The sequence below is a fragment of the Rhodococcus spelaei genome (assembly GCF_006704125.1).
In the GTDB taxonomy this organism is placed as follows: domain Bacteria; phylum Actinomycetota; class Actinomycetes; order Mycobacteriales; family Mycobacteriaceae; genus Rhodococcus_G; species Rhodococcus_G spelaei.
The window spans coordinates 49447-74827 of sequence record NZ_VIGH01000003.1 but is presented as its reverse complement, the minus strand read 5'-3'; the positions used below and the strand labels follow the sequence as shown (position 1 = coordinate 74827).

Annotated in this window: 26 protein-coding genes, 1 tRNA gene, 1 other RNA gene and 2 pseudogenes; 12 read left to right on the top strand and 18 right to left on the bottom strand. The window is 69.7% G+C overall.

All coding sequences use genetic code 11. From position 1 onward, the window contains the following. Positions 1-5 precede the first annotated feature (5 nt). A complete protein-coding gene (locus FK531_RS07025; protein ID WP_142096937.1) occupies positions 6-791 on the top strand; it encodes an META domain-containing protein in 786 nt (261 codons plus the stop codon). 5 nt (positions 792-796) lie between these two features. Here the strand turns inward: FK531_RS07025 and FK531_RS07020 are convergent, their stop codons facing one another. Then, entirely contained in the window at positions 797-1351 is a 555-nt protein-coding gene (locus FK531_RS07020; protein ID WP_142096935.1) for a nucleosidase, read from the bottom strand. A 27-nt stretch (positions 1352-1378) separates the two neighbouring features. On the opposite strand from FK531_RS07020, the gene nadE reads away from it, so the two are divergent. Together nadE and FK531_RS07010 are read left to right on the top strand one after the other, a co-directional pair. Further along, positions 1379-2227 (top strand): NAD(+) synthase, encoded by an 849-nt coding sequence (gene nadE / locus FK531_RS07015; RefSeq protein WP_142096932.1) that lies wholly within the window; start codon positions 1379-1381, stop codon positions 2225-2227. Continuing rightward, positions 2224-2997, top strand: coding sequence for an SDR family oxidoreductase (locus tag FK531_RS07010; protein ID WP_142096930.1), 774 nt, complete (start codon positions 2224-2226; stop codon positions 2995-2997). The genes nadE and FK531_RS07010 overlap by 4 nt, the downstream gene beginning before the upstream one ends. Here FK531_RS07010 and FK531_RS07005 read toward each other — a convergent pair whose 3' ends face one another. Then, positions 2998-3252 carry a MoaD/ThiS family protein gene (locus FK531_RS07005; RefSeq protein WP_142096927.1) on the bottom strand — a complete coding sequence of 85 codons (255 nt, stop codon included), beginning with the start codon at positions 3250-3252 and terminating at the stop codon, positions 2998-3000. After that, positions 3245-4312: a GTP 3',8-cyclase MoaA gene (moaA, locus tag FK531_RS07000; RefSeq protein WP_142096923.1), complete on the bottom strand. Its 1068-nt coding sequence runs from the start codon at positions 4310-4312 to the stop codon at positions 3245-3247. The genes FK531_RS07005 and moaA overlap by 8 nt, the downstream gene beginning before the upstream one ends. Before the next feature lie 111 nt (positions 4313-4423). Between moaA and FK531_RS06995 the strand changes: the two genes are divergently transcribed. From FK531_RS06995 to FK531_RS06980, 4 genes are all read left to right on the top strand, one after another. Further along, entirely contained in the window at positions 4424-5608 is a 1185-nt protein-coding gene (locus FK531_RS06995; protein WP_142096920.1) for a molybdopterin molybdotransferase MoeA, read from the top strand. Further along, positions 5605-6603 (top strand): bifunctional molybdenum cofactor biosynthesis protein MoaC/MoaB, encoded by a 999-nt coding sequence (moaCB, locus tag FK531_RS06990; protein WP_142098120.1) that lies wholly within the window; start codon positions 5605-5607, stop codon positions 6601-6603. The genes FK531_RS06995 and moaCB overlap by 4 nt, the downstream gene beginning before the upstream one ends. After that, the gene (locus FK531_RS06985; RefSeq protein WP_142096917.1) at positions 6596-7009 is read left to right on the top strand and encodes a molybdenum cofactor biosynthesis protein MoaE; all 414 of its coding nucleotides are present in this window, start codon (positions 6596-6598) and stop codon (positions 7007-7009) included. The genes moaCB and FK531_RS06985 overlap by 8 nt, the downstream gene beginning before the upstream one ends. Before the next feature lie 249 nt (positions 7010-7258). Then, a complete protein-coding gene (locus tag FK531_RS06980; RefSeq protein WP_142096914.1) occupies positions 7259-8758 on the top strand; it encodes a DEAD/DEAH box helicase in 1500 nt (499 codons plus the stop codon). Between the two features lie 3 nt (positions 8759-8761). Here the strand turns inward: FK531_RS06980 and FK531_RS06975 are convergent, their stop codons facing one another. Next, complete coding sequence (locus tag FK531_RS06975; RefSeq protein ID WP_142098119.1) at positions 8762-9799, bottom strand: CobW family GTP-binding protein; 1038 nt, start codon at positions 9797-9799, stop codon at positions 8762-8764. 250 nt (positions 9800-10049) lie between these two features. Between FK531_RS06975 and FK531_RS06970 the strand changes: the two genes are divergently transcribed. Further along, a complete protein-coding gene (locus FK531_RS06970; RefSeq protein ID WP_142096911.1) occupies positions 10050-10577 on the top strand; it encodes a hypothetical protein in 528 nt (175 codons plus the stop codon). An 86-nt stretch (positions 10578-10663) separates the two neighbouring features. On the opposite strand, the gene FK531_RS06965 is transcribed toward FK531_RS06970, so the two are convergent. Together FK531_RS06965 and FK531_RS06960 are read right to left on the bottom strand one after the other, a co-directional pair. Then, on the bottom strand, positions 10664-11785 hold the full coding sequence (locus tag FK531_RS06965; protein WP_142096909.1) for an N-acetylmuramoyl-L-alanine amidase: 1122 nt from the start codon (positions 11783-11785) through the stop codon (positions 10664-10666). 191 nt (positions 11786-11976) lie between these two features. Then, positions 11977-13302: pseudogene (locus FK531_RS06960) on the bottom strand (MFS transporter); the annotation flags it as partial. Positions 13303-13334: 32 nt separating this feature from the next. On the opposite strand from FK531_RS06960, the gene FK531_RS06955 reads away from it, so the two are divergent. Then, positions 13335-13982, top strand: a complete 648-nt coding sequence (locus tag FK531_RS06955) for a TetR/AcrR family transcriptional regulator (protein ID WP_142096903.1) — start codon at positions 13335-13337, stop codon at positions 13980-13982. Between the two features lie 53 nt (positions 13983-14035). Here FK531_RS06955 and FK531_RS06950 read toward each other — a convergent pair. From FK531_RS06950 to FK531_RS06940, 3 genes are all read right to left on the bottom strand, one after another. Beyond that, a tRNA-Ala gene (locus tag FK531_RS06950) sits at positions 14036-14108 on the bottom strand. 189 nt (positions 14109-14297) lie between these two features. Then, positions 14298-15044: a DsbA family protein gene (locus tag FK531_RS06945; RefSeq protein ID WP_142096900.1), complete on the bottom strand. Its 747-nt coding sequence runs from the start codon at positions 15042-15044 to the stop codon at positions 14298-14300. A 38-nt stretch (positions 15045-15082) separates the two neighbouring features. Next, the gene (locus tag FK531_RS06940; RefSeq protein ID WP_142096897.1) at positions 15083-15571 is read right to left on the bottom strand and encodes a MauE/DoxX family redox-associated membrane protein; all 489 of its coding nucleotides are present in this window, start codon (positions 15569-15571) and stop codon (positions 15083-15085) included. A 39-nt stretch (positions 15572-15610) separates the two neighbouring features. On the opposite strand from FK531_RS06940, the gene FK531_RS22650 reads away from it, so the two are divergent. Then, complete coding sequence (locus tag FK531_RS22650) at positions 15611-16330, top strand: VIT1/CCC1 transporter family protein (RefSeq protein WP_142096894.1); 720 nt, start codon at positions 15611-15613, stop codon at positions 16328-16330. Between the two features lie 6 nt (positions 16331-16336). On the opposite strand, the pseudogene FK531_RS06930 reads toward FK531_RS22650, so the two are convergent. The 6 genes and pseudogenes from FK531_RS06930 to FK531_RS06905 form a co-directional block, all read right to left on the bottom strand. Continuing rightward, positions 16337-17512: pseudogene (locus FK531_RS06930) on the bottom strand (MFS transporter); the annotation flags it as partial. A gap of 12 nt (positions 17513-17524) precedes the next feature. Further along, positions 17525-19156 (bottom strand): phosphoglucomutase (alpha-D-glucose-1,6-bisphosphate-dependent), encoded by a 1632-nt coding sequence (pgm, locus tag FK531_RS06925; protein ID WP_142096888.1) that lies wholly within the window; start codon positions 19154-19156, stop codon positions 17525-17527. Positions 19157-19168: 12 nt separating this feature from the next. Next, positions 19169-19537 (bottom strand): fluoride efflux transporter CrcB, encoded by a 369-nt coding sequence (crcB, locus tag FK531_RS06920; RefSeq protein WP_142096885.1) that lies wholly within the window; start codon positions 19535-19537, stop codon positions 19169-19171. Beyond that, positions 19534-19881 carry a DUF190 domain-containing protein gene (locus tag FK531_RS06915; RefSeq protein ID WP_142096882.1) on the bottom strand — a complete coding sequence of 116 codons (348 nt, stop codon included), beginning with the start codon at positions 19879-19881 and terminating at the stop codon, positions 19534-19536. Before FK531_RS06915 ends, crcB (FK531_RS06920) begins: the two co-directional genes overlap by 4 nt. 1 nt (position 19882) lies before the next feature. Next, the gene (gene crcB / locus FK531_RS06910) at positions 19883-20293 is read right to left on the bottom strand and encodes a fluoride efflux transporter CrcB (RefSeq protein WP_142096878.1); all 411 of its coding nucleotides are present in this window, start codon (positions 20291-20293) and stop codon (positions 19883-19885) included. Between the two features lie 9 nt (positions 20294-20302). Then, complete coding sequence (locus FK531_RS06905) at positions 20303-20935, bottom strand: LON peptidase substrate-binding domain-containing protein (RefSeq protein WP_246097980.1); 633 nt, start codon at positions 20933-20935, stop codon at positions 20303-20305. An 85-nt stretch (positions 20936-21020) separates the two neighbouring features. Here FK531_RS06905 and FK531_RS06900 point away from each other — a divergent pair, with 85 nt between their 5' ends. Continuing rightward, a complete protein-coding gene (locus tag FK531_RS06900; RefSeq protein ID WP_142096875.1) occupies positions 21021-22208 on the top strand; it encodes a lipase family protein in 1188 nt (395 codons plus the stop codon). Positions 22209-22230: 22 nt separating this feature from the next. Here FK531_RS06900 and FK531_RS06895 read toward each other — a convergent pair whose 3' ends face one another. Then, complete coding sequence (locus tag FK531_RS06895; protein ID WP_142096872.1) at positions 22231-22563, bottom strand: hypothetical protein; 333 nt, start codon at positions 22561-22563, stop codon at positions 22231-22233. A 32-nt stretch (positions 22564-22595) separates the two neighbouring features. Then, positions 22596-23513 (bottom strand): alpha/beta hydrolase, encoded by a 918-nt coding sequence (locus tag FK531_RS06890; RefSeq protein WP_220126928.1) that lies wholly within the window; start codon positions 23511-23513, stop codon positions 22596-22598. A gap of 153 nt (positions 23514-23666) precedes the next feature. Here FK531_RS06890 and FK531_RS06885 point away from each other — a divergent pair, with 153 nt between their 5' ends. Further along, entirely contained in the window at positions 23667-24818 is a 1152-nt protein-coding gene (locus tag FK531_RS06885; RefSeq protein WP_181762850.1) for a low temperature requirement protein A, read from the top strand. 62 nt (positions 24819-24880) lie between these two features. Here FK531_RS06885 and ssrA read toward each other — a convergent pair. Then, positions 24881-25251: a transfer-messenger RNA gene (ssrA, locus tag FK531_RS06880) on the bottom strand. Between the last annotated feature and the right edge of the window lie 130 nt (positions 25252-25381).

Genomic DNA, 25381 nt, shown 5'->3' with positions numbered 1-25381 from the left:
CGAGGATGCGCATCCTCCGAGCAGCCGTTCCCGCACTGTTGGCCGTCGCAGCCCTCACCGCATGTTCGAACGGCCAGACGCCGGCGTCACCGCCACCGCAGGACGACCTGCTCAACCGGACCTTCGTCTCGACCACTGTCTCGGGCACGCCGATCCCCGGCGGCGGACCGCTGACCGTCGAATTCGTGGAGCCCGACCGGATCTCCGCGACCGCCGGCTGCAACCGCGCCTCGGGCACCGTTGACCTGCGCGACGGCAAGCTCACCACCGGAACGCTCGCCACCACGATGATGGCCTGCATCGGCGACAAAGGAGAGGCCGACGCCTGGATGACCTCGCTCCTCGAGGCGAGTCCCGCCTGGAGCCTGACCGACGACACCCTGACCCTGCGTTCCGACTCGACCACCGTCACCCTGCTCGACAAGAAGGTCGCGCAGCCGGACCGCCCACTCGTCGGCACCACCTGGGTGGTCGACACCACGATCGACCCGAACGCCATCACCACCTCCGCGGCGCTCGAACAGTCCACTCCCACACTGACTATCGCGCCCGACGGGAACGTGACCGGGTCCACCGGCTGTAATCGATTCACCGGCACGGCCCAGGTGTCCGGCGACACCGTGACCTTCGGACCGCTGGCCACCACCAGGATGGCGTGCATGGGCGAGGTCGCCGACGTGGAACGGGCGGTGCTGACGGTCCTGGACGGACAGACCACCGCGACGGTGGACGCCGACCGACTGCGGTTGATGCGCGCAGACGGTCACGGACTGGGACTGCACGCCCAGTAGAGAGATCAGCAGTTGTCGGTGAGCCAGGTACCGAGGACTCGTGCGCTGGCGTCCACCACGGTGGGCCAGTCCAGCGCCGAGTCGTCGGCACTGTCACTGACGTGCTTGACGATTCGGCACGCAGCGCCCATCCGGTCGCACGCCGCCGCGATCGCGAACCCCTCCATGTCGACCAGGTCCGCCCGGGCCGCGAGATCCGCGCGCACCACCGGGTCGGTGACGAACATGTCACCGGTCGCGAGCACCGTCCCGTCGCCGCCGTCGATCGAGATGCGGTCGCGGACCGGATAACCCAGCGATGCGAGCACCTCGGCGCTGATGTCGTGGTTGAGCACCGTCGACGGGACGAACAAACCCGCGTGGTGGTCGTGCAGCGCCCCGGCGGTCCCGATGTTGACCACAAGCGGCCGCGCACCCTCCGGATACCGGCCGAGCGCCTGCGCCACCGCGACCGCCGCGTCGACCTTGCCCATTCCGGTGACCAGCACGTCGAAACCGGACGGAACGTACGCGGCCTCCGCGGCGGTGGCGGACACGACGAGAATCTGCTGGGTGGTCACGCCCCGAACTCTATTAGAGTGGCCCGCATGGCCACACTGCGTGCTCGTATCCTGCAGGAACTCGGCGCGAAGCCGACCATCGATCCGGCGTCCGAGGTGCGCGAGCGGGTGCAGTTCCTCAAGGACTACCTGCGCTCGACCCCGGCCAAGGGCTTCGTCCTCGGCATCAGTGGCGGACAGGACAGCACCCTCGCGGGACGGCTCGCGCAGCTCGCCGTCACCGAGCTGCGCGCCGAGGGACACGCGGCGGAGTTCGTCGCCGTCCGGTTGCCTTACGGGGTGCAGTCCGACGAGCACGACGCCCAGGTCTCGCTGAAGTTCATCGCGCCGGACCGCTCGGTGGTGGTGAACATCAAGCCGAGCACCGACGCGGCCGCCGCCGAGAGCGCGGACGGCCTGCACGAGATCATCGGTCACGACGGTGAACTGCGAGACTTCGTGCGCGGCAACATCAAAGCGCGTGAACGGATGGTGATCCAGTACGCGATCGCCGGCCAGCTCGGCCACCTGGTGATCGGCACCGACCACGCTGCCGAGGCGATCACGGGCTTCTTCACCAAGTTCGGCGACGGGGGCGTGGACCTGACCCCGCTGACCGGACTGTCCAAGCGGCAGGGTGCGGCGCTGCTCGCGCACCTCGGTGCCCCCGAGAGCACGTGGAGCAAGGTCCCGACCGCCGACCTCGAGGACGACCGGCCCGCACTGCCGGACGAGGAGGCGCTCGGCCTCCGCTATTCGGAGATCGACGACTACCTCGAGGGCCGCGAGGTCACCGATGCCGTCGCCACGAAGCTCGAGGGCATGTTCCTGGCGACCCGGCACAAGCGCTCGGTGCCCGTCACCCCGCTCGACGACTGGTGGAAGGTGACGCGATGAGCACCGTCCTCGTCGTGGGCGGCACCGGCACCGCGGGCGCCGCGGTGGTCGCCGAGCTGCACGCCCGCGGGCAGCGGGTGCGGGTACTCAGCCGGCACGCGCCGGCGCCGGCGGTCGCCGGCATCGAGCACGCCCCCGGCGACCTGCTCACCGGGGAGGGCCTGGCCGCCGCGCTCGACGGCGTGGAGGTGCTGGTCTCCGCCGTCAACGGCCAGACCCGCAAGACCCGACCCGTGTTCACCGAGGGTGCCCGGAACCTGACCCGCGCGGCCGAGGCTGCGGGTGTGCGCCGCGCAGTGCTGCTGTCGATCGTCGGGGTCGACCAGGTCCGGTTCTCCTACTACGACGCCATCGCCGAGCAGGAGCGGATCTACGCCGCATCCGGCCTGGACACGACGATCGTGCGGTCCACCCAGTTCCACACGCTGCTGCGGTCGATCTTCGCCACGACCGCCCGCATCGGCGTCCTGCCGGCGGTCCGGGGCGCGCGGTTCCAGCCGATCGCCCCCGCCGACCTCGCCCGGGCGCTCGCCGACGCGGCGCTGGCCGAGTCCCCCGGCAGCCGGATCGAGGTCGGCGGACCGGAGGTCGCGACCATGCGCGAGCTCGCCGAGACCTGGAAACGGGTGACGGGGAGCCGGGCACTGGTGCTCGGCCTGCCGGTGCCCGGCCCGCCCGGCCGATTCCTGCGCGCCGGCCTGAACCTGACACCTGAGAACCGTTGCGGCACGGTCACCTTCGAACAGTGGTCGATCGAGAACCGGTCCTGATCAGCCGCCGGCGAACGGCGGCAGCACGTCCACCCGCGCGGCCACGGCCAGCGCGAGATCGCGGGTCAGCTCGTCGTCCTGCAGGAAGGCGGCCACCCCGAGCACCCGTTCCATGCCGGCGCCGTGCCGGTCCACGAGCAGGGCGCGCAGGTCACCGAGGCTCGCGCCCTCGTCGAGTCGGACGTCCTCCTCGGTGCAGCCGGCAGCCTCCGCCGCCGCCGCGAAGTAGCGCACCGCCACGGATCGCTCAGCCACCGATTGCCCCCATACTGCGTTGCGGCGGTTCGAAATCCGCCGTGTCGATGCCGTGCCCGGCCCACTTGTTCCACATCGCCCCGCGCCACATGCCGGCCAGGTCCTCGTCACTCGCCCCCGACCGCATCGCGCCGCGCAGGTCGACCTCCTCGTCGCTGAACAGGCAGGACCGCACCGTGCCCTCCGCGGTGAGCCGGGTCCGGTCGCAGTCGGCGCAGAAGTTCCTGGTAACCGAGGCGATGATGCCGACCGTCGCCGGTCCGCCGTCGACCCGCCACTCCTCGGCGGGCGCCGACGGGTCCTCGCGTCCGACCTCGGCAAGGTCGAACCGCTCCCCCAGCACCGCCAGCAACCGCTGCGCGTCGACCATCGAGGAGCGGTCCCAGGCGTGGTCCGCGTCGAGTGGCATCTCCTCGATGAAGCGCAGATGCACTCCTTCCGCGAGGCACCACGCGAGCAGATCGCCTGCCCCACTGAGAGTTTCGGGCATCAGTACCGCGTTCACCTTGAGGGGCGCGAGGCCCGCACGGGCGGCGGCGCGGATCCCGGCCAGCACCGACGGCAGGCGGTCGCGGCGGGTGAGCTCGGCGAAATGCGCGCGGTCGATCGAGTCGAGCGAGATGTTGACCCGCGTCAGGCCCGCGTCCACGAGTCGCTGGGCGCGGTGCTCGAGCCCCACCGCGTTCGTGGTCATCGACAGCGGGGTGCCGGGAACTGCGCGGGCGCAGCCGGCCACGATGTCCTCGAGGTCACGCCGCATCAGCGGCTCCCCACCGGTGAACCGGATCTGGTCCACCCCCAGGTCCTCGACCGCGATCCGCACCAGGCGCACGATCTCGTCGGCGCTCAGCAGCCGATGCTGCGGAATCTCCGGCAGTCCCTCGGCGGGCATGCAGTAGGTGCAGCGCAGCGAGCACTTCTCGGTGATCGACACCCGGAGGTCCTTCGCCACCCGACCGAACCGATCGACCAGTCCGGGCACCTCGGGACGGTCGGAGATCTCGGCGAGGCTGCGCACGCGCGGCAACCCGATGTGGACCGGCCGCACCGTCGCCGTCATCGCGTCGCCTTCTCACTCACGTGACCAGTATGACCGCCGACGTGTTACAGCCGCCGACCTCGGTGTTACGTCTGCCGTCCTAGTATGGTGCATCACGCCACCGGGAGGGCCATGACCAGCAGATCCGTCGACGAGCACGTGAGCCGCGTTCGTGCACTCCTCGAACCCGCCCTCGCACGCAGAACCGAGCTCGTCGCGGTCACCGCCGCACTCGGCCGCGTCCTGGCCGACGACGTGCACTCTCCCCTCGACCTGCCGCTGTTCCGCAACTCGCAGATGGACGGATTCGCCGTTGCCGCGGCGTCGGTGACCGACGCGCCGGTCACCCTGCCGGTGGCCGTGACGGTCGCGGCCGGGGACGCGGGCCCGGCCCGCCTCGAGCCGGGAACCGCGGTCCGGATCATGACGGGCGCACCCGTACCCGAGGGCGCCGACGCAATCGTGCCGGTCGAGGACACCGAGTCCACCACCGACGCCGTCACCGTCCGGGTTGCCCGGCGCGAGGGCGAGTACGTGCGCGAGCGCGGCAGCGATGTGCGCGCCGGCACCCTGCTGCTGGCCGCCGGCGCCACGCTCACCGCCCGTCACCTGTCGATGTTCGCGGCGGTCGGGATGGTCGAGGTGCCCGTGCTGCGTCGCCCGCGGATCGCGGTTATCACCACCGGCGCCGAACTCGTCGGGGCCGGCCTACCGCTGCGGCCCGGACAGATCTACGACTCCAACTCGATCGCGCTCTCGGCGAGCCTGGCGGCCAACGGCGCGGAGGTGGTCTCGGTGGACCGGAGCACCGACGACCCCGAGCAGTTCCGCGAAATCCTGTACCGCGCAATCGCATCCGCCGACGCGGTAATCACCTCGGGCGGTGTCTCGATGGGCGAGTTCGAGGTGGTGCGCGAGGTGCTCACCCCGCTCGGCGGCTGGTTCGGGCACGTGGCGATGCAGCCCGGAGGACCGCAGGGCCTGGCCGAGGTGGACGGTGTGCCGGTGCTCAACTTCCCCGGCAACCCGGTGAGCACGCTGGTCTCGTTCGAGGTGTTCGCCCGTTCCGAACTGCGACGGGCGGGTGGCCTCGCGCCGGTGGCCGAGGAGCGCGCGCCGCTGACGGTCGCCCTGACCTCGGCGGCGGGCAAGCGCCAGTTCCTGCGTGGGCGGCGCGTTGACGGGGGTGTGACACTGGAATCGGGACCGGGATCGCACCTGGTTGCGGCGCTGGCCAGGGCCGACGTACTGATCGACGTCCCGGCGGACGTGACGGCAATGGAAGTGGGAGACGACGTGCGGGTGTGGCAACTGTGACCGAGAACCTGACCCATCTGGACGGCGAGGGCCGGGCCCGGATGGTGGACGTGGGCGCCAAGGCGAGCACCGCCCGGATCGCGGTCGCGGCCGGCGAGTTGCAGACCACCGCCGAGGTGATCGGGCTCGTCCGCGCCGACGACATGCCCAAGGCCGACGTGCTCGCGACCGCCCGGATCGCCGGCATCGCGGGCGCCAAGCGGACGTCGGAACTGATCCCGCTGTGCCATCAGCTCGCGCTGTCGTCGGTGAAGGTCGAGTTCGGATTCACCGACACCGCCATCACGATCGAGGCGACCGCCAAGACCACCGGACAGACCGGGGTGGAGATGGAGGCGCTGACCGCCGTCGCGGTAGCGGGACTGACGCTGCACGACATGGTGAAGGCGGTCGACCCCGCGGCCAGCCTGAACGCGGTGCGACTGCTCACCAAGGACGGCGGCAAGCGCGGACACTGGGTTCGCGGCGAGACCGACGCCACGCGGCCCGCCACGGCGGTCGAGGCGCCCTCCCCGGGCGACCGCTCGGCGGTGGTGCTGGTTGCATCGACCGGCGGCGCCAACGGCACCCGGGAGGACACCACCGGCCCGATGCTGGCGAACTGGCTGTCGGCACAGGGATTCTCGGTGCGCGGACCTCTGGTCTACGCCGACGCCGACATCGCCGACGGACTCGCGGACGCCCTCACCGGCGGACCGTCGCTGGTGGTGAGCACCGGCGGCACCGGCGCCTCGCCGACCGACCAGACCCCCGAGGCCACCCGGGTCGTACTGGACCGCGAACTACCGGGCCTCGCGGAAGCCATGCGCCGCAAGGGAACCGAGAAGACGGTGCACGCCTCCCTCAGTCGCGGGCTGGCCGGCCTCGCCGGACGGACGGTCGTCGTGAACCTGCCGGGCTCGCCCGGCGGTGTGCGCGACGGCATCTCGGTATTGGAGCCGGTCCTCGACCATCTCCTGGCGCAGGTCGCGGGCGGAGGAATGCACGATGAGTGAACTGCTGGCGGGCATCTCGTCCGAACCCCTCGACCTGGGCGCGGTCGACGCAGCGGTCGCCGGTCCCGAGCACGGCGCCGTCGTCCTGTTCAGCGGCGTCGTACGCAACCACGATGGCGGGCAGGCTGTTTCGGCCCTGGAGTACCAGGCCCACCCGGACGCGGAACGCTTCCTGCGGCGCTGCTGCGAGGAGGTGTCCGCGGAGTCGGGGCTGCCGGTGGCCGCGGTGCACCGGGTGGGTGCGCTCGTGGTGGGAGATCTCGCACTCGTCGCGGCGGTCGCCGCGCCGCATCGCGCGGAGGCCTTCACCGCGTGCGCCCTCCTGGTGGAACGGATCAAGGCCGAAGTGCCGATCTGGAAGCGTCAGCACTTCGCGGACGGGGTCACGGAATGGGTGGGGCTGTAGCACGGGTGTGACGCAGACTACGCCGAGGCGGGTCCGTTCTTCGGCTATGCTGGGGATCACTTGGCGCTGACTTTCTGCGCCGGACGTCGTGGACGTTTCCTCTGTGCACCCAGCACGAGCTCTTCTTGCGGCGATCGATTTTGCCCACCGGCAATCTCGCCACTTTTGTGCTGACTCTCACGTGTGGACCGAGTGGTCCTCCCGTGCGGTGCCCAGCGCAACCCGATGCCCGAAAGGCACTCGACCACAATGACGCAATCCTTCGCCGACCTCGGCGTGCGCGAACCCCTCGTCAAGGCGCTGGCCGACGGCGGGATCACCTCGCCGTTCCCCATCCAGGTCGACACCCTGCCCGACACCCTTGCGGGTCGCGACGTGCTCGGCCGCGGTAAGACCGGCAGTGGCAAGACGCTGGCCTTCTCCATTCCCATGGTCGCCCGCCTCGCCGGCGACCTCGCGGGCGGCAACCGCCGTCCGGGCCGCCCGGTCGGCCTGATCCTCGCGCCGACCCGCGAGCTGGCCACCCAGATCTCGGCGACGCTCGAGCCCCTCGCGGCCGCCTACGACCTGCGGGTGACCACCATCTTCGGCGGCGTGTCCCAGCACCGTCAGGTGCAGGCACTCAAGGCCGGGGTCGACATCGTCGTCGCCTGCCCGGGTCGCCTCGAGGACCTGATGAAGCAGAAGTTCGTCTCGCTCGACGCCGTGGAGATCACGGTCCTCGACGAGGCCGATCACATGGCCGACCTCGGCTTCCTGCCGGTGGTGACGCGGATCCTGTCCGCCACTCCGCAGAACGGCCAGCGACTGCTGTTCTCGGCCACCCTCGACAACGGGGTGGACAAGCTGGTCAAGAAGTTCCTGCACAACGAGGTGCTGCATTCGGTCGACGAGGCCAACTCGCCTGTCGCCGCGATGACCCATCACGTGTTCGATGTCGCCGGCGTCGAGGCGAAGAAGGAGCTCGTGCACAAGCTCGCCTCCGGTACCGGTCGCCGAATCCTGTTCATGCGCACCAAGCATCAGGCGCGCAAGCTCGCCCGCCAGCTCACCGAGGCGGGCATCCCGTCGGTCGATCTGCACGGAAACCTCTCCCAGGCCGCGCGTGACCGCAACCTGGCCGCGTTCTCCGCGGGCGAGGCACGCGTGCTGGTGGCCACCGACGTCGCCGCTCGCGGTGTGCACGTCGACGAGGTGCAGCTGGTCGTGCACGTGGACCCGCCGGCCGAACACAAGGCGTACCTTCACCGTTCGGGCCGCACCGCCCGCGCGGGCAGTGCCGGTGACGTGGTGACGGTGGTGCTGCCCGAGCAGCGCAAGGACCTGGCGATCCTGATGCGCAAGGCCGCCATCAAGGTGACCCCGCAGCAGGTGACCGCCGATTCCGATCCGGTCAACCAGCTGGTCGGCGAGATCGCGCCGCACGTGGTGCCCGCACCCAAGCCCGCGACCCAGCCTCAGGGGCAGGGCGGCGGCCGCCGTGGTGGCGGCGCCGGCGCCGGTCAGCGCCGCGGCGGTCAGGGTGGCGGTGCCCGCAACGGCGGCGGCCAGGGTGGCGGCCGCGGACGCGGGCAGTCCGGTTCGGGCGCGGGCCGCGGCGGCGAAGGCGCCTCCTCCGGCGGCGGGCGGGGTTCGGGCGGCCGCGGGCGCGGTCAGGGGTCCGGCCAGCCCACGGTGATGTACAGCAGCGAGACCCCGGGGTCGGGCGGCGGCAGCAACCAGCGTCGCAGGCGCGCCACGCGTCCCTGACTTCTAGTTCTCCACCACGTAGCGGTGCACGCCAGTCATGGCCTCTGCACCGCTTTCGTGTTCCCGGACGCAGTCGTCGAGGCGCCGCCTCAGGTCGTCGGCGTCGAGTCCTGATCCGATGAGCACCAGTTCCGTCGCGCGCGACTGCCCGCGGCGCCAGGCCGCCGTCTCGAAGCGGATGTGACTGCCGACGGTCTGCACCGTGTACCGCAGCGTGTGACCCGGAATGCCGAAGTACACAAAGCCTTTGAGGCGGTACAGGCCCGGCGGCGGATCCTCGAGGAAGTCCACCAGGGCCCGCGGATCCATCGGCCGCGCACTGGCGAACGTCACGGATTCGTAGTGGTCGTGCAGGTGCGCGTGGTCACCGCAGTCGTGTCCGTGGTCGTGCGATTCCGCCAGCAGTTCGTCGAGGCTCAGCTGCCGCGGGCCGTCGTCGGCGCGGGCCACCTCGTCGAACAGCAACCGGGGATCGACCCGGCCGTGGGCGGTGGGCAGCACCGGCGAGCGGGCGTTGAGCGCCTCGACGCGGGTGCAGATGGGCTGCAGTTCCGATGGCGAGACCCGGTCGGTCTTGTTGAGCACCACCAGATCCGCCATCCGCACGTGCAAGTCGAGTTCCGGGTGCCGGGTCCTGGTGTCCTCGAACTCCGCCGCATCGACGAGCACGACCAGGCCGCCGTATCCGATCCGCGGGTTCTCGCTGCCGAGGATCAGCCGCACCATGTTGCGGGGTTCGGCGAGCCCGCTCGCCTCGACCACGATGACGTCGATGTCCGAGCGAGGGTGCGCGAGCCGATCCAGCATCGCGTCCATCTCGCTGACGTCGACCGCGCAGCACAGGCAACCGTTGCTGAGCGAGACCGTCGAGTCGACCTGGCCCGCGACCATCATCGAGTCGATGTTGACCGAGCCGAAGTCGTTGACGATCACGCCGATCCGCACCCCGTGCCGGCCCCGCAGCAGGTGGTTGAGCAGGGACGTCTTCCCCGAGCCGAGAAACCCGGCCACCAGGATCACCGGTATCCGCCGCTTGGCCACGTTCACACCCTCCTCGAATCGACCACTCATCCTAGGCGGGCGGAACCGACTGTGACGCGTGCGGCATCGGGGCGCAATCGTGGCTGCGGTCATAGAGCGGGGTCAGCGCCGGTCCGGTCACATCGGCCGACCAAGGTGTTGCAGCAGCCTGTGTATCTCGATGTAATAGCGCTGCGTTACAGGGCATTTCACGGTCCCTCGACGCGGCACGAAATCATCTCGTACACAACATACTTCGGGGGAACACAGGATGAACACCAAGCGAATCACAATATTCTTCACCGCCCTGCTGCTGGCGCTCGGGCTCGGCACGGGTCTCGCCAACGCCTCGGAGAACCCGCGAGGCATCGAGAATCCCGCAGCGGTCGTCTCGATCGCCGACTCGACCACCGCCACGAAGGTCGGCGAGGTACCCGTCGCACCCGCGAACTCGCCCGGAGTGGTCGGCCCGGCCGCCAGGGAGGACGTCGACACGGCGGCCCAGTCGTCGGCGGGCACCGTCGTGGTCAAGGCGATCAGGGAGTGCGGTCTCGGCGCGCTCGTCGGGAACACCACCAGCGAACTCTCGCTCGAGAATGTCATCGTCTTCGTCAACGCCGCGGGCAAGCGCCTGGCCGCGGTCGCGGGCGGTCCGGTCGCGCTCATCACCGTCGCCGCACAGGGTTGCATGGAGCGGGTGATCGACGCGTTCGGCGGCGGCACAGGCTCGCTGTCCGGGTTCGGCTCGCTCGGCAGCGGGTCGCTCGGCAGCGGCTCGACCGGCTCACTCGCCGGCTGACCCACCACGACACCGCAACAGACCGAAGGCCGGACACCCGGAGAGGTGTCCGGCCTTCGGTCTGTCGGTGGCCTACCGGGTGACGGTCAGCCCTGCGGAGCGCTGATCACGCCGAGCAGCTTGCTGATCAGCTCGGCGAACACTCCGAGGTTCTCCGCGGTCGCGAAGTCCTTGAGCCCGTCGAGGCCGAAGGTCTGCAGCAGGGTCTGCAGGGTCGCCAGCCCCTGCGTGATGATGTTCGCCTGCGCCGCCTCCGGCGTGGCGGTCGTGGTCGTGGTCGCCGGCGCCGGCGTCGTGGTCGTGGTCGTGGTCTCGGTGGCCGCGGCCGGTGCCGTGGTACTCGGGGCGGCCGTGGCCGGAGTCGTCGTCGCGGCCGGGGTGGTGGCGGTGTTGCTGGTGACGCCCATCAGGTAGTTCACGGCGCCGGTGACGATCGCGATCGCGTGCTTGAGCTGACCCTGCTGGCTGTCGAGCACCGCGGCGTCGTCCGGGTTGGATCCGTTGCCCATCTCCACGAACACCAGCGGCACGGTGGTGAGCGCGGGACCGGCGATGTCGCTGCGGCTCTGGATGCCGTCGACCACGCCCGCGTAGTTCGCCGCGGTGAAGCCGTTCTTGACGTAGGCGTCGCGCATCAGCTTCGACGCCTCGAGGCCCGTGGTGGACTGCACGGCCTGGACCTTGGCGTCGGGCACCGGCAGCGTCGGCACGATCAGGTGGAAGCCGTGGTCCTTGTCGTCCGCACCCGTGGTGGTCGAGTCCGCGTGGATGCTCATCGCGAGGTCCGCGCCCGACTTGTTGGCCGCCTGGGCGCGCTCGTCGACGCAGCCGCCCCACCCGGAGTCGTCGGCGCGGCTGAGCACGACCTTGGCGCCGAGGGTCTCGAGGCTGGTCTTCACCAGTTGCGAGACGTTCCAGTTGATCGTGTGCTCGGGAACGCCGCCGAGACTGGTCATTCCGGTGGTCTGGCAGTCCTTCTTGCCGCCGCGACCGTCGTCCACCTGCCTGGACAAGTTCTCGCTGTGGTTGGTGCCCTGATGTCCGGGATCGAGGAAGACCGTCTTGCCGGTCAGCGGCGTCGGGTTGGCGGCGCCTTCGGCGGCCGGGGTGGCGGGGGCAGTGGTGGGGTCGGCGGCGGCCACACCGGGCACCAGCATGGCGGTCAGTGAGGCGGCGACGAGGCCGGCGGTCACGAGGGTCTTCTTCATCCCGGATGGGTGCGTGCGGGATGACCGCTGCACCACTCTCCTTTCACTGCGCTGTACACGAGTCACACTGGTCACAAGCGCCCCAAGTGAAACAGAGGCGAGCGGGGCGAGGCCAGGCTTCGTGGCAGTTCTCAGGGAACCGTTGACGTTCTGTGACCTCCCGACGGCACCACGTCGTGCGTAGATCACCCTCACCCGTGCTCATCGGTCGATCGCGAGTCGGTCAGTGTCAGCGCACCCCAGGTCGCGATCACGCCGACGACCACCGCGAGAACCGCGTAGGCGATCCGCTCGCCGTGAAAGAACGACTCGACCAGCCCACTGCTCCACATCCCGGTAGGAAGGCTGGTGGTGACCAGGACCGCAATGAAGGTGCCGATCACCGCAGTACCGATGCTGGTGCCGACTTCCTGCGCCGTGTCGTTGAGCGCTGCGCCGATCGACGTGCGATTGTCCGGCATCGCATCGACGAGTGCGACTGCGCAGATCGTCATGACCGTCCGCAGGCCGATGGTCATCAGCACCATGCACACGGCGATCACCAGGTAGCCGTGCTGCACACCCCAGGCCATACCGGCCAGCGAGGCGGCGAGGAATCCCGCGCCGATCAGGCACGCGATGCGATGCCCGAAACGCTTCGTCAGGAACTCCGAGAACGGTGTCGCGACGATCATCGTGAGAATCATCGGCAGGTTGGCCAATCCGGCGCGCATCGGACTCCAGCCGTAGGCGTACTGGAAGTGCAGGATGAGGCCGAACATCACGCCCGCCATCGCGATCGACGTAGCGACCTGCGCGGTGGCGGCACCACGCACCGTGCCGGTGGTGAACAGACCGAGGTCGAGCATCGGGTCGGGCGTACGACGCTCGTGCCAGACGAACGCCACCAGCGCACCGAGGGCGCCGAGAGCCGACGCCCAGGTCCACACGGACATCCAGCCGTGCTCGACGCCGGCGGTCAGGGTGTAGCAGCCGAGGCCGATCGCGAGAATGCTCAGGGCCGCGCCCGGCAGGTCGAGCCGATCCGAGGTCAGCCCGGCGGCATCGTCGGCGGGGACGCCGAGTCGCACGCCGATCCAGGCGACGAGCGCGATCGGGGCGTTGACCAGCAGCAGCCACTCCCAGCCGACGTGCGCCAATGCGGTGCCTCCGAGCACAGGGCCGAGAACGAAGCCGCTCATGCCGACGACGATCATCAGCGTCATGGCCCGCATCCGTAGCGCGTCGTCGCCGAAAAGCCGGAACACGAGGGAGTTGGTGATGGGCGCCATCGCTGCGGCGGCGAGCCCGAGCGCGGCACGCAACGCGATCAACTCCCCGGTCGACGTGACGGCGAGGACACCGAGACTGATCAGGCCGAATGCGGCGAGTCCGACGAGGAGCACCCGGCGCCGGCCGAGCCGGTCGGCCATCGATCCGGCGGTCAGCAGCAGTCCGCCGAACACCAGCGAGTAGGCGCCGGTGACCCACTGCAGGGCAGTGGTGCCGCTGCCGAGGTCGCGGCCGATGGTCGGCAGGAGCCAGTGGACGGCGCCGCACGTCCCATTCGATGGAAGCCGTGATCGGCGAAGCCGTCGCCCTGCTCGACGAGGCAGGCGAATCCGCCCTGACGTTCCGAGCACTCGCCGCACGGCTCGGCGGCGGCGTGGCCAGCATCTACTGGTACGTGTCCAACAAGGACGAACTGCTCGACCGCGCCACCGACCATGTTCTCGGCGACGTCGTGGCGCGGACCGACCAGTTCCCCGACACCGACGACCCGATAGCCGACCTCCGAGCGATCGCCGTCGCCCTGTTCGACGCGGTCGTCGATCGCCCCTGGCTCGGCGGCTACCTGATGCGGGACACCGGAGTCCAGCCCAACGGACTACACCTGTACGAGAGCCTCGGACGACAGGTGATGCGACTGGGCCTGAGCCCACGCGACACATTCCACGGCGTCTCCGCAGTGTTGGGATTCGTCATCGGCACCGCGACCGACCTGGGACAGCAGATCCCGCCCGAGGTCGCCGACGGCACAGTGACCGGCGCGGAGTACATCACTCGATTCGCAAATCAGTGGCGGGCGCTCGACCCCGACGAACACCCGTACATCCACTACATCGTCGACGAGTTCGACGGCCACGACGACGGCGACCAGTTCCGGGCGGGACTCGACCTACTGCTCGCCGGATTGAGGTTGCAGGCAGACGAGTGAGCCGACACAGAAAAAACCCGCTCTGACGGATTGTCAGAGCGGGTTTCTTTCTGTGGAGCTAAGGGGACTCGAACCCCTGACCCCCACACTGCCAGTGTGGTGCGCTACCAGCTGCGCCATAGCCCCGTGTTCAGTTGTCGCAGTCGGAAACCGTGTCCCGCTTGCTTGGAAAAAGTTACACCATCGCGAGCGCGGCCAACAAATCGGCTGGTCAAAGCCCGAACACCCGGAGAAAGGGAACGGGTACCGGGATCCGCCATACCCCTCGGAGATGGCCTACCCGATACCCGTTCGTCTGTCCCCCGGTCCGCCGGGTCAGTTCAGCTTGGTCACCCAGTTCACGTCGCCCAGGGCGTCGATGATGGTGCCGTCCTTGATCACCGTCGGCGTGCCGCGGGCACCGCTCGCCGCCAGGGCTGCGCTGCCCTTCTCCGCGGCGGCGGTGGCGTCGGCCACCTTCGCGCCGGTCGAGATGCACTGTGCTGTCGCGTCGTCGGCGCCGGAGTCCTTGGCGATCTGCGCGAGGTCGTCATTGCTGTGATCGGACTTGCCGTTCTCCTTCGGCTGGTTCGCCGGCGAGAACAGGGCCGAGTGGAAGCTCGAGTAGGCGATCGCGTTGCCGCTGTCGGCGACGCACAGCAGCGCCCCGGCCGCGCGACTGGAGTAGTCACCGCTGGCGGAGAGCCGGTTCAGGAAGTCCAGGGTGTGGTACCGGACGGCGAGGGTGCCCTCGTCGATCTTCTGCGCGATCTCCTGGCCGTTGGTGTTCTCCAACTCGGCGCAGTACGGGCACATCGGATCCTCGAAGACCTCGATGGTGGTCGTCGCGCCCGGGGTTCCCAGGCGGACTACCCCGTCCTCCTGGATCGCGACCTGGACCGCCGAGTTCGACACCCCGCCGTAGCCCTCGTTGCGGGGCTTGCTGCGGTTGTTGTTCCACAACACCCCACCGATGACGACCGCGGCGATCACCACGATCGCCAGCCCGCCGAGGATGTACGTCGTGCGACTCGACGTCGGCTGGGGCGAGTACTTGACGGGCTTGACCTTCTTCGCGCTCACAGTTGCAGTCCTTAGGGTCCGATTCCGTATACGGCTCGTTACTCTGCCACCTCTTGCTGAGCCGGCACTGAGACTTGGGGGCGCGAGCGCGGGCCGAGCGCGAGTGGGCTGCGGGGAAACACGATCAGCCACACCGCGAGGGCCATGAACCCGACGTCCCGGGCGATCTCCCGGGCGTAGTCCCAGCCGTCCACGTCGGCCGCACCACCGCCGCCGAAGCAGCCGCAGTCGATCGACAGGCCCCGCGCCCAGGCCGAGGCGACCGCGGCGATCAGGGTGGCCAGGGCCAGCACCGACACGATGGCGGTCAGCCGGACACCCAGGCCCACGACCAGCAGCAGACCGAGTGCGATTTCGAGCATCGGCAGCGCGGACGCCACCGGGCGAACCAGGTCCTCGGGCAGCAGTTGGTAGGCCCGCACGGCGACCACCGTCTGCGTGGGGTCGGCGAACTTGATCCAACCCGAGATCAACCACACCGCGGCGAGTCCGAGGCGGGCGAGGAGGCTGACGACACGAATCAACACGGGTCCCACGGTACCGAGGTCGCGCGTAGATTCGCGGTCATGGACCCGCACGGCGGTGCTCTGCCGCATGAGTTCGACCACACCCACGCGAACGTGTCGGGCGGCTGGCTCCGCGCGGCGACGTTCGGCGCGATGGACGGGCTGGTGACCAACACGTCGCTGCTCGCGGGCGTCGGCGGCGGCGGACTGGACGCGCACGCCATCGTCCTCAGCGGCGTCGCGGGACTGGCGGCGGGGGCCTTCTCGATGGCCCTCGGGGAGTACACCTCGGTGTCGACGGCGAACGAGCAGATCGACGCCGAGGTGCGGGTGGAGACCCGCGCCCAGGCCAGACATCCGCAGGCCGAGCAGGCGGAACTGGTCGGGATGTTCGTGGACATGGGGATGAGCGAGAGAACGGCCCGCGCCGCGGCCACCGAGGTGCACGGCGACTCCGAGCGCGCGGTGACCATTCACCTGACGCACGAACTCGGCGTCGATCCCACCGAGAAGCCGTCGCCTTTGGTGGCCGCCGGGTCGTCGTTCGTGATGTTCGCGATCGGCGCGGTCATCCCGCTGCTGCCGTACCTCTTCGGATTCGACTCGCTCCCCACCGGACTCGCGCTCGGCGGCCTCGGCCTACTCGTCGCGGGCGCTCTCGCCGCCGGGTTCACGTCGCAGTCCAAGGTCCGTGGGGCCGTGCGGCAACTGCTCTTCGGCGCGGTCGCGGTCGGCGCCACCTACCTGGTCGGTCTGCTCATCGGCGGCGTCCCCGGCTGACGGCTGCGCGACCGTCCGCGGCACGAGCAGCCACGCGGCGAACGCGGGGACGGTCAACGCACCGGTGACCGCGAAGGCGGTGCCGTACGACAGGTTCTGCGCCAACGCGCCGGCGACGAGTGGACCGACCACCGACCCGACGTCCGAGGCCATCTGGAACGCGGCCAGCACCGGCCCGCCGCGCGCCTTCGCACCGACCACGTCCGCGACCGCGGCCTGCTGTGCTGGGTTCATCAACCCGGAACCCACTCCGGCGACCGCCGACAGCGCGAGGAACACCCACAGGTTGGGGCTGAACCCGAGGCCCGCCGTGCACACCCCGGTGATCACCAGCCCCACGAGCACGAACGGCCGTCGCCCGTGCTCGTCCGACAACCGGCCCGCGGGCAGCTGCACGAGTGCGTTGCCCACCGCGAACACCGTCAGCGCGATGCCCGCCAATGCCGCGTCCTCACGCAGCGCCTCGACCACGAACAGCGGCACCATCGCGACCCGGACGCCGAACACGGCCCACCCATTGGCGAAGTTCGACAGCAGTGCCGCCCGGTAGGTCGACGAGTGCACCGCCTGACGGAACGTCATCGCAGGCACCCCGGAGGCCTTCTCGGGCGCCGCGAGTGCGGACTCCCGGAGGCTCACGTACACCACGGCCGCCGCGATCAAGAGCGCCACCGCGTAGATCAGGAAGGGCACCCGCAGTCCGAAGCCGACGAAGGCGCCGCCGACGAGAGGGCCGCCGATGCTGCCGAACAGGAACGAGGTGGCGTAGAGACCGGAGACGCGGCCGCGGATCGCGGGCGGGGTGATCCGGATCAGCAGCCCGAGCGCGGAGACGGTGAACATCGTCGAGCCGATGCCGCCGATGGATCGAAACAGCAGCAACTGCCAGTAGTTCGACGCGAAGGCCACCGCACCGGTCGAGGCTGCCACGATCAGCAGACCGGTCAGGTAGGTCGGCCGCTCCCCCAACCGCTGCACCAGCGTGCCGCTGAGCGGCGCGAACAGCAGCCGCATCAGGGCGAACGAACTGATGACCATCGTCGCGGCGAGGACACCGACGTCGAAGCTGCGGGCGAACTGCGGGAGAGCGGGCGCGACGATGCCGAAGCCGAGTGCAATGACGAAGCTGGCCGAGACCAGCACCCAGATCTCGCGCGGCAGCTTGGTTTCGGAGGTGTTCATGTACCCCCGATGCTAGTGCGCTCCCAGCGCCCGCGAGACCACCTCCCGCGCCTCGTCCTGCACCTGCGCGAGATGCTCTGGGCCACGGAACGATTCGGCGTAGATCTTGTACTTGTCCTCGGTGCCGGACGGTCGTGCCGCGAACCACGCACTGTCCGTGCACACCTTGAGGCCACCGATCCGAGCACCGTTGCCGGGGGCGACGGTCAGCGCCGCGGTGATCGGCTCGCCCGCGAGTTTCGTCGTGCTGACCTGTTCCGGAGACAGCGCGGCCAGGGCGGCCTTCTGCGCCCGGTCGGCCGGCGCATCGACCCGCGCGTAGGCGGGGTCGCCGTACCTGGCGACCAGTTCGCGGTACCGCTGCGAGGGCGCGCTGCCGGTGACCGCGAGGATCTCCGAGGCGAGCAGGGCCAGCACGAGACCGTCCTTGTCCGTCGTCCACACCGTGCCGTCGGTGCGCAGCAGGCTCGCCCCCGCGCTCTCCTCGCCGCCGAACCCGAGCTCCCCGGACAGCAGCCCGGGGACGAACCACTTGAACCCGACCGGCACCTCCACCAGCTCCCGGCCGAGCCCGGCGACCACCCGGTCGATCATCGACGAGCTGACCACCGTCTTGCCGACCCTGGCGCCCGGCGACCAGCCCGGCCGGTGCGCGTACAGGTACTCGATCGCGACGGCCAGGTAGTGGTTCGGGTTCAGCAGCCCCGCGTCCGGGGTGACGATGCCGTGCCGGTCGGCGTCAGCGTCGTTGCCGGTGGCGATGTCGTAGCGCTCGCGCGCCCCGATCAGCGACGCCATCGCGTCCGGCGACGAACAGTCCATCCGAATCTTGCCGTCGGTGTCGAGGGTCATGAACCGCCACGTCGCGTCGACCAGCGGATTGACCACCGCGAGGTCGAGGCCGTGCCGGTCCGCGATCGCGCCCCAGTAGTCGACGCTCGCGCCGCCCATCGGGTCGGCGCCGATCCGGATGCCGGCGCCGCGAATCGCGTCGAGGTTCACCACGTTCGGCAGGTCGTCGACGTACGTGCCGAGGTAGTCGTACGGTCGGGCGGTCGCCCTCGTCACCGGCACCCGGCGCACCCCCGCGAGACCGGCGGCGAGCAGTTCGTTCGCACGCCGCTCGATCACCGACGTCGCGTCCGAGTCGGCCGGTCCGCCGTGCGGCGGGTTGTACTTGAAGCCACCGTCGCGCGGCGGGTTGTGCGACGGCGTCACCACGATGCCGTCGGCGCGGGCGGACGGCCCGGACGCGTTGTGGCGCAGGATCGCATGGCTCACCGCGGGGGTCGGGGTGTACCTTCCCGCCGCGTCGATCAGCACGTCGACCTCGTTCCCCGCGAGCACCTCGAGCGCGGAGGTCCAGGCCGGTTCGGAGAGTGCATGTGTGTCGCGGCCGAGGAAGAGCGGCCCGGTGATGCCCTGTGCCGCACGGTATTCCACGATGGCCTGAGTGGTGGCCAGGATGTGCGCCTCGTTGAACGCGCCGTCCAGGCTCGACCCGCGGTGCCCGGACGTCCCGAACGCCACCCGCTGGTCCGGGTCCTCGGGGTCGGGGGTGCGGGTGTAGTACGCCGTCACCAGGTGGGGCAGGTCCTCGAGGTCCTCGGGGCGGGCAGTCCGGCCCGCACGTTCGTGCGCCATGGGTTCATTCGATCACGCGAGCACGGCGTGCGCCGCGGCGAATCCGAGGAAGGCCGCCCCGATGCCGGCGACCAGGGTGACCGCGACGTTGGCGAACGCGTACAGCCGCGCCCGGTCCTCGAGCAGTCGCAGCGTCTCGTAGCTGAACGTGCTGAAGGTGGTCAGGGCGCCGCAGAAGCCGGTGCCCACCAGCGTCATCAGCGCGCCGCCGTGCGCGCTCGCGCCGCCGACGAGCGCGCCGAGGATCAGCGACCCGATCACGTTGACCGCGAGGGTGCCCCAGGGGAACTCGCTGTCGTGGCGCGACTGCACGGTCCGGTCGAGCAGGAAGCGGGCGGGCGCGCCGACAGCACCGCCGACCAGCACGAGCAGCACCGTCACGCGGGGACCTCGGCCACGTGCACCCGCTCGACGTCCTCGAGCGTGACGGTGGCCTGGGTGAGCAACTCGGCGACGGTGTCGACGAACGCGCGAACCCGCGTCGGCTCGTCGAGAATCACCACGAGCACCGGCAGACCGTCCGCGAGGTCGAGCAGTCGCGTGGTGTGGATGTGCGAGGACGCGCCGTACCCCTCGACCCCCCTCCACACGCTGGCCCCGCTCAGGCCTGCGTCGCGGGCCCGCCGCACGATCTCCTGGTACTTGGGTTTGTGATGCCAGAGGTCGTCCTGGCCGAGGATGATCGACAGGCGCAACTCGGTCTGCGAGGAGGTCGTGTACGACATCTCAGGTTCCTTTCCCGATCCGGGCGCCTGCGGCGACCCGGGTGAGCCATACCCCGGCCAGTGCGGCGGCGAGCGCCGCGATCACGCTGCCCGCGAGGTATCCGAACGCAATCGGATAGTGACCGTCCGCGAGGAGCCCGCGGACCTCGACCGCATACGTGGAGAAGGTGGTGAAACCTCCGAGGATGCCGACCCCGAGAAACGGCCGCAGCAGGCGGTGTGCGGTCCAGACCTCGGTGATGACCACCATCAGGACGCCGATGAGGAAGCAGCCGGCCACGTTGGTGACCAGGGTGGCCCACGGAAGTTGACCCTGCTGGACCGGAACTGCTTGCGCCACACCGAACCTCGCCAGCGCGCCGACGGCCCCGCCGGCCGCGACGACTGCGAGCAACGACCCGTCACCGCGCATCCACGTCTCCTAGTCAGCCAGGCGGAACCGCGCCGCGGCGATGACGTCGGCGAGCGCGTCGGCGAGGACGATCAGCCGCTCGCCGGGGCCGGGCGCGGACAGCACTCGAAGTCTATCCGCGGCCCCGAGCGGCAGGCGGGCGGCGAGCGTCAACGCCTGCTCTCCCGGACCGCCCGGCAACGATCTCAGTGAGGGGAAGTCGGGTGGGCGCGCGCCCCCCGCCCGGGCGAGGTCGGCGGCCACCTCGCGCAACTCGTCGACCCGATCGTCGACCTCCTCGACAGCGCCGGCCCCGATCACCGAACCCTCGTCGGGCCAGTCCTGCACCTCGGCCTGGGGATAGGGGTCGTCGGGAAGCCATCGGCGGACTTTGATCCGGCGCTCACCGACACACCCGAGCAGGAAGCGGCCGCCGACGCCGGGGCGGCATTCGACGATCCGTGCCGTGGTCCCGACGTCCGTGCGCTGATCGCCGCCGCCGACCTCGTGACCACGCGAGATGAGCACGACCCCGAACTGCATTCGGTCCGGCGAGGACGTGCAGTGCTCGACCATCTCGCGGTAGCGCGGCTCGAACACCTGCAGCGGGAGCGCCTCGCCGGGAAGCAGCACCGCGCCGAGCGGAAACATCGGGAGATGCATGGCCACAGGCTAGCAATCCGCGCCCGCCGGAACCGGGACGCGGTACGGCGACCGGGGCTAGGGTGTGACGTGGAAAGGGACGTCTATGGACACCTGGCTCCGGCGGTCAGCAGCCGCCACGTTCACGATCCTCGCCAGTCTCGCACTGGCGTCACCGACGGTGTCGGCCCAGCCGGTCGTCCCCGTCTCCGACCCCGACCCCTTCTACTGGTCGCCACCTGACCTGGCCCCGCACGCGAACGGTGACGTACTCCGCGCGCGACCGGTCGACGTGTCGCGCTACGGCAACGCCGACGGCTGGCAGATCCTGTTCCGCTCCACCAATTCCACCGGTGCCCCGATCGCGGCGACGACCACCGTGATGGTGCCGCGCGGCGGTGTCGACCGGCCACTGCTGTCGTTCCAGGCGATCATCAACTCGCTGGGGACTCAGTGCGGGCCCTCGCACACCCTGTTCAACGGCCAGCTCACGGAGGCACCCGCACTCCCGGCGCTGCTGGCCCGGGGATGGGCGGTCGCGCTGCCCGACCATCTCGGTCCGACCAGCGCCTACGGCGCCGCCCGGCTCGGCGGTCAGATCGTGCTCGACGGGATCCGAGCGGTCCAGCACCTGCCACAGGCCCGGGTCGGACGGAGCCCGGTGGGGCTGACGGGATATTCGGGTGGCGGCATGGCGACCGGTTGGGCCGGCGCGCTGGCACCGACCTACGCTCCGGAACTGAACATCGTCGGAATCGCGCAGGGCGGTGTTCCCACCAACCTCAGCGAACTGGCCAACGGACTCGGGACCGCGCCGCATCCGATGTTCGGCCTCGCGTTCGCGGCCACACTGGGGCTGGAGAGGGAGTACCCCTCCCGCGTCGCGGTCGACAACTTCCTCACCCCGGCCGGCATCAAACTCCGAGATCAGATCGCGAACGCCTGCTCGCAACAGATCATCGACGACGGCGCCGGGCACAGCACCGCCGAGGTGTCGAAGGACCCGACCCAGATCAATGCGCCGAGCCTGCGGGCGGTGTTCGACGAGAACAGCCTGCTGATGTACCCCGGCACCCCACGCGCGCCGGTCTTCGCGTGGCACGGCAGCGGCGACCAGCTCGCACCGCTCGACTCCACGGCCGCGACCATACGGAGATGGTGTGGCGCAGGCGTGCCCGTCCAGTTCGACGTCCTCCCCGGCGACCACGGACCAGCCGCGGTGGAGGGTGTGCCCGGGGCCTTCGCCTGGCTGGACGGCCGCTTCGCCGGGACGCCCCCGCCGAGCAACTGCTGACTCCCCCGCAGGCCTGAGAGAGCTACCGCGACGGCCAGGGCGGCAGCGGCGGTTTGACCCACATGATCTTCTCGTCTGCGTGCGCAGGCACCGCCCGCGGGTCGTCGGGATGCACTGCCGCCCAGCGCGACTTCTCGTCGAGCATCTCCGCGACCACTGACCACGTCTCGCGAGTACTCGGCGGGTTCGCCCCCGCCGCCCGAGCGAGCTTGCGTAGCCGGTCGTCGGGCAGGGCGAGCAGTTCGGGTCCGCCGATCCCCCGGTCCCAGACGTACCGGGCCAGCCCGACCGCCTTGTCACGCCGCTTGCGCGCCGCCTCGTCTGTGTGCGCAAAGTCGACGTCGCCGGAATCCACGCCCCGAGCCTATCGGCGTCGTCCCCCGGAGATCAGTGCGCCGTGGTCGCCTGCACGAGGTGGTCGTCGAACCAGTCCGCACACGCCTCGATCGCGGGTTCGACGTAGCGAGGCCGGTCGTACAGGTCGATGTGGTTGGTCGTATCGATCCACATCAGGTCGCGGACGCCGTCGATCCGATCGAAGACCTCCTGGGCGGCGGTGGGCGAGCAGTACTCGTCACGCGTGCCGTGGATGATCCGCGCGGGCGTGACGGCGAGGAAGTCGGCCCCGACCGCGGCGTCGAAGGTCAGCAGTTGGCGGATGGATCCGTAGGTCACCTCGTTGCGCCATCCGGGTACGGCGCCTCGGTCGGTGCCGTAGTAGTCGAACGGCTCCGCTCCCGGCATCGCGGCCTCGCCGGCTCCGTCGCGGACCGCGGGCAGCATCATCGGCTGTCCGTCGGAGGTGGCCTGCTCCTTGACCGTGAGTTCCCGAAGGGTGTCCCGGTAGGCGTCGAGTCCCATCCCGGCCCGCATGGCCTGCGGGCTGTTGTAGGCGCCGGCAACGGTGACCAGCGCGCGCACCCGCGGGTCGAATGCTGCGGACTTGAGCGCATATCCCGCACCCAGGCAGATTCCGATGAGGCCGACACGTTCGGGATCGACATCGGCGTGAGCGGCCACGCAGGTGACGGCGGCACTCAGATCGGCGAGCTTGCCGGCGGAGTCCTCGTGTTGGCGAGGGTGTCCTCCGCTGGCGCCGAAGTTCCGGTGGTCGAAGGCGAGGGTGACGTAGCCGCGCCGCGCCAGACCCTCCGCATAGATCGCGACCACCTGCTCCTTGACTCCCGTGAACGGGCCGGTGAGGACGATCGCTGCCCGACGCGTTACGTCGTCAGGCTCACGGAGCATCCCGGCGAGCGTGATGCCGTCGGGGGTGGTGAAGGTGATCGGTCGGGCGATGGTCACAGCACGATCCTGCTTTCGTTCATGCCTTCAGTGGAGGTGCTCCAGATTGTGCCACGAGCTCGTCGTGCACCTTGTGCGCCGATCGGTGCAATTCGCCGCTGCGCCGGGGCTTTTGGGTCACCTCGCCGAGGGTGGGTGCCGTACCTTGTCGGCATGTCGATATTCGGTCGACGATTGTCGGTGGAGGTTCCCGCGTCCCGAGTGACGAACCTGGAACTGTTCTTCGACCTCGTCTTCGTGTTCACCATCACCCAACTCACCGCCCTTCTCGAGCACGAACTCTCGATCGCGGGGGCCCTGCGGGTGCTCCTGGTTTTCGCGGCCTTGTGGTGGATGTACGGCGGGTACGCCTGGCTGACGAACCAGGTGCCGCCGACCACTCCGCGGCGGCAACTGCCGATGCTGGTCGCGATGGCGGGCTTCCTGATATGCGCGATCTCCGTTCCGAGTGTCTTCGACGGCTCCGGGATCGCGTTCGGCATCGGCTACCTGATCGTCGTGTGCGTGCACCTGGTGATGCTGAACCAGTCCAGTACCCGCAAGGGAGTATTACGGCTGGCGCCGTTCAATCTTGTTTCCGCCCTGCTGATCCTGGTCGCCGGGTTCGTCGACGGCGTGCCGATGTACGTGCTGTGGGTGGTGGCGATCGCCATCCAGATGATCACGCCCTACCTCGGGGTGGCCCCACAATTCGAGCTCAACGCGGAGCATTTCGTCGAACGGCACGGCCTGCTGATCATCGTCGCGTTGGGCGAGTCAGTCATCGCCATCGGGCTCAGTGCCCAGACCGACAACGTCAGCGCCGGCCTGGCCGCCGTCGTGGTGCTCGCGCTCGCGCTGCCTGCGGCGCTGTGGTGGACGTACTTCTCGTCCGGCGACGACCTCAAGGCCGAACACGCCTTGGCGACGGCGGAACCCGGCCCCCGTGCGCTGCTGGCGATCCGGGGCTACTTCTACGCCCACATCCCCATGCTGATCGGCATCCTGGCCATCGCGGTGGGGATGCACCAGATCATCGCTCATCCGACCGCCCGGCTCGGCGCCGCCGGCTCCGTCGCGCTCGCCACCGGCGTGGCCCTGTTCTACCTCGGCGACGCGGAGTTCCGACGGGTGTTGCAGATCGGCCCGAGCCGGGTCCGGGTACTGGTGGCGGTGGCCGGACTCGCGACGATCCCGCTCGGGCTCTTCGTCGCAGGCTGGGTGCAGCTGGCGGCCGCAGTGGCGGTGGTCTCCGCACCGCTCGTCGTCGAGCAGATGCGGCGCACCACCGCCTCGGGGTGGGGCCGGCTGCAGGAAACCCATTGACGGCAAATCCACGAAAAGCGGCGAGGCCCCGGACCATGTGGTCCGGGGCCTCGCCGCCATCTCGGTGGAGCTGCCGGGAATTGAACCCGGGTCCTTCGCCGAATCGCCAGGGCTTCTCCGTGTGCAGTTCGCTATGCCTCTACTTGGATCTCCCGGTCTCGCGAACAAGCCGTGATGACGATCCCAGTCACTGTTTGATGTCCCATCCGACTCCGCGACCGAGCCGGTAGGTAAAGCCCTCTAGCTGATGCCAGTACCCGACCCGAGGGCGAGATCGGACTGACAGACACGCTTCGCTACTTAGGCAGCGAGAGCGTAGTCGCGCTGATTGGAATCGGCGCTTATATGTTTGCAGCGACGCTTACGGTGGTCTCTTGCCTGCACCGACACGCTTCCCCTGACTCAACGTACAAAGTCGAAACCGTTCAGCCCCGTACGCGCCCAGCAACCTGCTGGGACCACACACTGTAACGCCCCGGCGCCGGAAAATCATCCTCATTTCTCCCGCCGCGCCAATACTGGACATTTGTCCAAAATGATCTACGCTTCCGACCACAATCAGG